This window comes from Caballeronia sp. GAWG1-1 (assembly GCF_023631465.1).
GTDB lineage: Bacteria > Pseudomonadota > Gammaproteobacteria > Burkholderiales > Burkholderiaceae > Caballeronia.
The window spans coordinates 66952-73893 of sequence record NZ_JALQDB010000054.1; the positions used below are offsets into that span (position 1 = coordinate 66952).

General features: G+C 63.4%; 7 protein-coding genes and 1 pseudogene. 7 read left to right on the top strand and 1 reads right to left on the bottom strand.

What is annotated here, in order from left to right:
- Positions 1 to 14: 14 nt before the first annotated feature.
- On the bottom strand, positions 15 to 1031 hold the full coding sequence (locus NCT03_RS31530; protein WP_244831425.1) for a GlxA family transcriptional regulator: 1017 nt from the start codon (positions 1029 to 1031) through the stop codon (positions 15 to 17).
- Positions 1032 to 1170: 139 nt separating this feature from the next.
- On the opposite strand from NCT03_RS31530, the gene NCT03_RS31535 reads away from it, so the two are divergent.
- The 7 genes and pseudogenes from NCT03_RS31535 to NCT03_RS31565 all read left to right on the top strand — a co-directional run.
- A complete protein-coding gene (locus tag NCT03_RS31535) occupies positions 1171 to 2172 on the top strand; it encodes a LysR family transcriptional regulator (RefSeq protein ID WP_250495304.1) in 1002 nt (333 codons plus the stop codon).
- 134 nt (positions 2173 to 2306) lie between these two features.
- Positions 2307 to 3317 carry an ABC transporter substrate-binding protein gene (locus NCT03_RS31540; protein WP_250495305.1) on the top strand — a complete coding sequence of 337 codons (1011 nt, stop codon included), beginning with the start codon at positions 2307 to 2309 and terminating at the stop codon, positions 3315 to 3317.
- Positions 3318 to 3326: 9 nt separating this feature from the next.
- On the top strand, positions 3327 to 4100 hold the full coding sequence (locus NCT03_RS31545; protein ID WP_244831428.1) for an ABC transporter permease: 774 nt from the start codon (positions 3327 to 3329) through the stop codon (positions 4098 to 4100).
- The gene (locus NCT03_RS31550) at positions 4088 to 4873 is read left to right on the top strand and encodes an ABC transporter ATP-binding protein (RefSeq protein ID WP_250495306.1); all 786 of its coding nucleotides are present in this window, start codon (positions 4088 to 4090) and stop codon (positions 4871 to 4873) included. The genes NCT03_RS31545 and NCT03_RS31550 overlap by 13 nt, the downstream gene beginning before the upstream one ends.
- 112 nt (positions 4874 to 4985) lie before the next feature.
- Complete coding sequence (locus NCT03_RS31555) at positions 4986 to 6173, top strand: NAD(P)/FAD-dependent oxidoreductase (RefSeq protein ID WP_250495307.1); 1188 nt, start codon at positions 4986 to 4988, stop codon at positions 6171 to 6173.
- Positions 6154 to 6762 carry a HutD/Ves family protein gene (locus NCT03_RS31560; RefSeq protein WP_250495308.1) on the top strand — a complete coding sequence of 203 codons (609 nt, stop codon included), beginning with the start codon at positions 6154 to 6156 and terminating at the stop codon, positions 6760 to 6762. Before NCT03_RS31555 ends, NCT03_RS31560 begins: the two co-directional genes overlap by 20 nt.
- Before the next feature lie 46 nt (positions 6763 to 6808).
- Positions 6809 to 6942, top strand: a pseudogene (locus NCT03_RS31565) (electron transfer flavoprotein subunit beta/FixA family protein); the annotation flags it as partial.

The window sequence follows — 6942 nt, forward strand, 5'->3', positions numbered from 1 at the left end:
TTACGCCCGCCTGCTCACGACTGCGTCTGCGCCGCCCTCAACTCCGTCGGACTGATGCCGTAGGCGCGCCGGACCCAGCGCGCCAGATGCGAAGGCGACGCGAATCCCGTCGCCACCGCGACATCCGCGACCGGCACGCTCGAATACGTGAGCATTTCGTGCGCGCGCTCCAGCCGCAACTGCACGTAGTAGCGTGCGGGCGTCGCGTTCAGATGCCGCAGGAACAGGCGTTCCATCTGCCGCGACGTCATGCCGATAGCCGAGCCGATATCGTTGATCTGCAACGGCGTCTCGACATGCGCGCGCATCATCTCGATTGCCCGGCGGATGCCGCGCGGCAGACTCGCGTGATTCTGGTCGCGCCAGCCGCGCTGGCTGTCGGCGGTGTCGCGCATGCGCTCGTGATGGAACTGGTTCGCCACGCGCACGGCGAGATCGCTGCCGTGCTGCATCTTGATGAGATGCAGCATCAGGTCCATCGAAGCGATACCGCCCGAGCACGTCATGCGGTCACGATCGATTTCATATAGCTTGCTGCTGCACAGCAGGTCGGGAAAAGCCTCCGTGAACGCCGGCAGATTTTCCCAGTGGATGGTGCACTGATAGCCATCGAGCAGGCCTGCTAGCGCGAGCAGATAGGTGCCCGTGGAAAGCGATCCGATGACCGCACCGGTGCGCGCCGCGCGTCGCAACGCGGCGACGAAGGCCGGTTCGAGCGCGGGTGCGAGCCGCAGGCCGCCGCAGACGAACACATAGTCCGCGCCGGCCAGCACGTCGTCGAACTTGCGCGCGGCAAGCGCGATGCCGTTCGATGCAGGCGCCGGCTCGCCGTCGAGGCTGGCGAGCGTCCACGCATACAATGTTTCGCCAGCGAGGCGGTTGGCCGAGCGCAACGGCTCGATGGCGGACGAGAGGCTCATCATGGACAAGCCATCGGCCAGCAAGAACACGAACTGGCGAGGCACGGCGGCGGACGAAGAAGCGGATTTGAGCAACGCGCGATTCGCAATGGACGATTCGAACCTCCGCATTCGCGAAGGCGGCTTGGGGCCAGCATGTGAGCGCTATTATGGTCGCTAAAACAAGCGTATGGCCAGAAGCGCCGCAACGGTATGGGATCTGAGCGGCGACACGCGCTGCATCTGCGGCGGAATCGGCCGAGGAGAAAGCATGCGAAATTCGTTCGTCGGGGTCGATCTGCGCGCGTTGCAGGCGTTCGTCGCGGTCTGCGAAACCCGCTCCATGACGGAAGCGGCGCGCGTACTCGGCGTCACGCAAAGCGCCGTGAGCCAACTCATCGCGGCGCTCGAGCGCGAACAAGGCGTGGCGCTCTTCGATCGCGAGTTCCGTCCGGTGCGGCCCAACGCGGCGGGCCGCATTCTCTTCGATCGCGCGGGCGCGCTGCTCGAACACGCGCAGGCGGTCTCGCACGACGTGCGTACGGCGACGAGCGAAGGCGTGCCGAGTCTGCGCATTGGTTGCGTGGATTCCTTCGCCGGAAGCGTCGGGCCTCATCTCGTGCAACGTCTTTGCGGGCGCATGAAAACCTTGTCGATGTGGTCCGGCCTCACGCCGACCCTTAGCGAACAGCTTACCAATCGCGAGCTCGATCTCGCCATTTGCACGGAAGCCACGCTCGATCCACGACGCGTCGAACTACGGCCGCTTTTCTCCGAGACTTTCATTGCGGTCGCGCCGAGGCGCTTCAGCGGCAAGCGCGCGCCCGAGTCCTTTCATGAGGTGCTGCGCGAGTTGCCGCTCTTGCGTTATACGGGCCGCTCGCTCATCGGGCAGCAAGTGGAGCGGCTCATCAGGCACATGAATTTCAATGCCCCGAACCGCTATGAATTCGACGATACCGACCCGCTCCTGAGTCTGGTCGGCTCGGGATTCGGCTGCGCCATCACGTCGCCGCTGTGTCTCTGGCAATCGCGCGCGCATCTGGCGGATATCGCGGTCGTGCCGCTGGCCACGACGCGCATCGGGCATCGTCATTTCTACATTCTCACGCGTCAGGCCGAATGGTCGTCGATGGCAGAGGCCGTCGCGCGCGAGTCGGTGGCCGTGACGCGCGACGTAATTGCACCGGGCTTGCTTGCGGCTTTGCCCGGCGCGCCGCCCCATCTTTTCGATGCCTACACCGCCGCGTTCGCCGCGCAAAGCGCCGCGTGAAATTAGCGGAACTGCTTCAAAACATAAGAGTTTCTGATTCGGCCGCGCGGCTTAATGGCAGGGATGCGTTCGCCTCTACCATCCGTAGCTGACAGCGGATACACGCAGTTCAACCTAAGAGACAGGGCAGGACGATGACCACAAACCGCCGTAGTTTTCTGAAGCAGGCTTCACTCGTCGGCGTAGCCGCGGCCACCTCGGGCCTTGCGTCATTCGCGCGCGCCGCGACCGTCGTCAACTACGGCGGCTCGGCATGGCTCGGGCACTACGCGGCCTATGTCGCGATGAAGACGGACATCTTCACGAAGCTCGGCATCGACTGCCGCTGGCAATCGTTCTCCACTTCGTCGGCGCGCATGGGCGCGGTGATGGCGGGGAACATCGACATTGCGGGGACCGGCGTCGTCTCGGCGCTCGCGCTGATGGCAAGCGGCGCGAAGCAGTTTCAGCTCATCTCGACGCCGAACAACTTCGGCAAATCGGAAGGCCTTCTCGTGCGCGGCAATGTGAAGTCGCTCGCCGATCTCAAGGGCAAGAAGATCGGCGTCACGTATGCGTCGAGCTCGCATGTCCTGCTGCTCGACGTGCTGCGCCAGGCGAACATGGACCCGGCGAAGGACGTGAGCATCATCAACTTGCCGGCGACGGAACTGCTGGCGGCGTATCGCGGTAATCAGATCGATGCCGCCGCCGCATGGACACCGACGTTCGACCGCATCAAGGCGCTGCCCGATACCAAACTGCTGCTCGACGATTCCTCGTTCTCGCTCTACAGGCAATATCAGTTGACGCCAGGCCCGGACGTGCTGCTGGTGCGCACCGCATTTGCCAGCGCCCATCCGGATGTGCCGAAAGCCTTTCTGCAAGGTGTCGCGCAAGCCAACGACATGATGACGCACGAGCCGGAGAAGGTCGCGCCCATTCTGATGACGCTCACGAATCTCACGCAGGACGAGCAGATGGCCGTGCTCAAGCAGACGCAGTGGTATTCCCACGCGCAGCAAAAGACGCTTTTCGTCGGCAGCGGCGGAAAGCCGGGACCGTTCGTCGACGGCGTGCAGAAACTGAGCGACATGCTCGTCGATCTCAAGCAGATCGACCAGTCGCCGAAAGTGGCGGACTGGATCAACGCGTCGTATCTCTGAGCGCGCGGCATGGCATCCGACAACAAATGGACGAAGCGCGGCGGGCTTTTCGTCGTCAGCGCCTGCTCGCTGATCGGCTTTCTGCTGCTCTGGGAACTCGTGTGCCGCGCGGGTTTGGTCGATGCGGTGTTTCTGCCCGCGCCGTCGCAAGTGCTGAGCCGCGGCATCCGCATGTGGAATCAGCATACGTTGCTCGATAACGTGCTGGCCTCCATACGCCGGGTCATGGTGGGCTTTCTCGCCGCGGCGGTCGTGTCGATACCGCTCGGCATTGCGCTCGGCACCTCGCGCGTGGCGCGCGCAGTGTTCGACCCGCTACTGTCCTTCCTGCGCCCGCTGCCGTCGATGAGTTGGATACCGCTGTCGCTGCTGTGGTTCGGCATCACCGAGACGCAGAAGTACAGCATCGTCTTCATGGGATCGTTCGCGCCTGCCCTTCTCTATGTGATCGACGCCACGCGCAACATCGACCCGATCTTCGTGCGCGCGGCGCGCAATCTCGGCGCGAACCGCTGGCAGGTCATGCGCGAAGTCATCCTGCCGGGCTGCATGCCGCAGATCCTGTCGGGCATGAAAGTGATTCTCGGCCTCTCGTGGACCTGCGTGATTTCCGCCGAACTCGTCGCCGCGCAGCAAGGGCTCGGCTTCATGATCATGAACGGCCGCGAATTCTTCCAGACCGATACGGTCGTGCTCGGCATGGTGCTCATCAGCATCACGGTGCTCATTACGGATGGCTTGTTCAGGCTCATCGAACGCGGAGTGCTCGCATGGCAACGATAGATGCCCCCATGATTCGCCTCGAAGGCGTGGCGAAGTCCTTCGGCGCGTTGCAAGTGCTCAAGGAAGTCGATCTCGAAGTCGCGAAGGGCGAGTTTCTCGTGCTGCTTGGCGCGTCGGGTTGCGGCAAATCGACGATGCTCAACATGATCTCCGGCTTCGAGCCGCCGACGCAGGGCCGCGTGCTCGTCAATGGCCGCGAAGTGAAGGATGTCGAGCCGGCGTGCGGCATGGTCTTTCAGCAATACGCGCTGTTTCCGTGGAAAACGGTCAGCGAGAACGTCGCGTTCGGGTTGAAGATGCGCGGTGTCGGCCGGGCTGAAAGGCGTGATGCCGCGCGTCGCTATATCGAAGCCGTGGGGCTGAAAGGCTTCGAGGACAGCTATCCCGGCGCGCTTTCGGGCGGCATGAAACAGCGCGTGTCGATTGCGCGCGTACTCGCCAACGACCCGGACGTGATGCTGCTCGACGAACCCTTCGCCGCGCTCGACGCCATGACGCGGCAAGTGCTGCAGGAACAGCTTCTGTCGATCTACGAGAAGAGCGGCAAGACGATCGTCTTCATCACGCATTCGATCGACGAAGCGCTGCTGCTCTCCACGCGCATGATCGTGATGGGCGCGAAACCGGGGCGCATCGTGCAGGACATCCGCAACGACCTGCCCTTGCCGCGTACCGCCGAAGTGCAGCTATCGCCTGCGTATCTGGAGATGAAGAAGTCGATCTGGGAAACGGTGCAGGCCGAAGTCATGCGAGGCCTGGAAGGCGCTGGCTGACGTTCGAACGCGCCGGTACTGCTGCTATCCATCGCTTTTGCTTATGAAGTGCTCGCGATGGCGGCAACCCGGCACACTGCAACATCATCCGCATGAGAAAGGAAGCGCGACAGTGAATACGTACGATGTAGTGGTGATCGGCGCGGGCGTGATCGGCAGTTCCGTTGCGTTTCATCTGCAAAAGCTTGGCGCCAAAAGCGTGCTCGTGCTCGATCGCGCGACCATCGGCGCGGGCACGACGTCGCAATCGTCGGGCATTTTGCGCACGCATTATTCGGTCAAGGAAAACGTCGAACTCGCACGCAAGTCGTGGGCCGTGTTCAACGATTTCGCGGGCTACGTCGGCGACGATGAAGCCTCGTGCGGACTCGTGAAGTGCGGCTACATGATCGTTGCGGCCGATGGCGACAAGGTCGAACCGCTGCGCGCATCGCTCGAACAGCAGAAGCAGCAAGGCATTCCGCTCGAATTGCTCGATGCTCGCCAGGCTCACGAGCTCATGCCCATCGCGCAGTTCGACGACGCCGCGTTGATCGGCTATGAACCCGAGGCGGGCTTCGCGGATGCGTATCTCACGGCGACCAGTTTCGCTCGCGCGGCGCGGCGCGGCGGCGTGACGATCCGCGAGAACGTCACCGTGAACCGCTTGCTGATCGAGCACGGCAAGGTGAGCGGCGTGTCGACGAGCATCGGAGATTTTTCAGCGGCAATGGTCGTGAGCACGCAAAACATCTGGACCCCGGAACTCGCCGGATGGACCGGCCGCACACTGCCCGTCTCGCCGGAGCGTCATGCGGTGCTTGCGCTCGAATGCGAGGGCGCGGCCTACACCTACACCATGCCGGTGTTCAAGGATCTGGCCTCGCCCGGCATGCTCTATTACCGCTGCTATGGCGGCAATCAGATGCTCGTCAGCGAAGGCACCGCCGGAGAAAAACTCGCCACGGCCGATACTGAACAGGGCGACATCTCGATGGACTATGTCGTCGAGGTCGGCGCTCAGGTCGCCGAACGGTTTCCCGCATACGAAGCTGCGGGCATTGCGTCGTCGTGGACGGGCGTGTACGACGTCACGCCCGACTGGAATCCGGTGCTCGGCGCGCTGCCCGGCATCGAAGGGCTCGTCGTCGGCTACGGCTTTTCGGGGCACGGCTTCAAGCTCTCGCCGACGGTCGGCAAGGTGCTTGCGCAAGCCGCACTCGGCTTGCAAACCGATGTCTCGCTCGCGCCTTACTCGATCGAACGCTTCGAGACCGGCGCGCTGCTCACTGGAAAGTACGGTGTCGGCGCCGTCTCCTGAAGCGCGCGCGCCCGAGGGCGTCGCCATTGCACCGCTCGCGTCTTTTGCGCCGCAGGCGTGGCGCAACGGCGGCGGCATCACGCGCGCGCTCGCGGAAGATACGGAAGGCGGCTGGCGCATCAGCCTGGCCGACGTGGAACGCGACGGTCCGTATTCGCGCTTTCCCGGCATGACGCGGCAATCGCTCGTCATGACCGGTGCGGGCGTCACGCTGCAAGACGACGCCGTGCAAAGTCACTTGCGGCGCGGTATCGCCATGGAATACGACGGCGGCGTTGCGTGGCAAGCCACGTTGCACGACGGCCCTGTTGTCGCGCTCAATGTCATGGCGTTGCGCGGGCGCTATCGAGCACGCATCGAGCCATTGCGCGACGCCGCGTTCGTGCCCCTCGAATGTGTCGCGCTCGTGCTGACGATGAATGGCCGCTGCCTCGTCCACGCTGCCGACAGCGACGACGAGATCGTGCTGGCGGAAGGTCACGTGTTGACGCGCATGCCGGGCGCGCCTGCGCTTCATCTCGCGCCTCGGTCGTCGGGAAGCGATGCATCGATTGCGCTCGTCCTCGTCGAGCCCGACAGTCGGCGCTGATCCGCGCGGCTCTTTTCGAATCATTCAAGCAAGGAGATATGCACCCATGAAAATTCTGGTGCCAGTCAAGCGCGTGGTCGACTACAACGTGAAGGTCCGGGTCAAGTCGGACAACACGGGTGTCGATATCGCCAACGTGAAGATGTCCATGAACCCGTTCGACGAGATCGCCGTGGAAGA

Coding starts and splice junctions, on each gene's coding strand:
- NCT03_RS31540 (WP_250495305.1), top strand. CDS start 2,307: ATGACCACAAACCGCCGTAGTTTTCTGAAGCAGGCTTCACTCGTCGGC.
- NCT03_RS31550 (WP_250495306.1), top strand. CDS start 4,088: ATGGCAACGATAGATGCCCCCATGATTCGCCTCGAAGGCGTGGCGAAG.
- NCT03_RS31535 (WP_250495304.1), top strand. CDS start 1,171: ATGCGAAATTCGTTCGTCGGGGTCGATCTGCGCGCGTTGCAGGCGTTC.
- NCT03_RS31545 (WP_244831428.1), top strand. CDS start 3,327: ATGGCATCCGACAACAAATGGACGAAGCGCGGCGGGCTTTTCGTCGTC.
- NCT03_RS31530 (WP_244831425.1), bottom strand. CDS start 1,031: ATGCGGAGGTTCGAATCGTCCATTGCGAATCGCGCGTTGCTCAAATCC.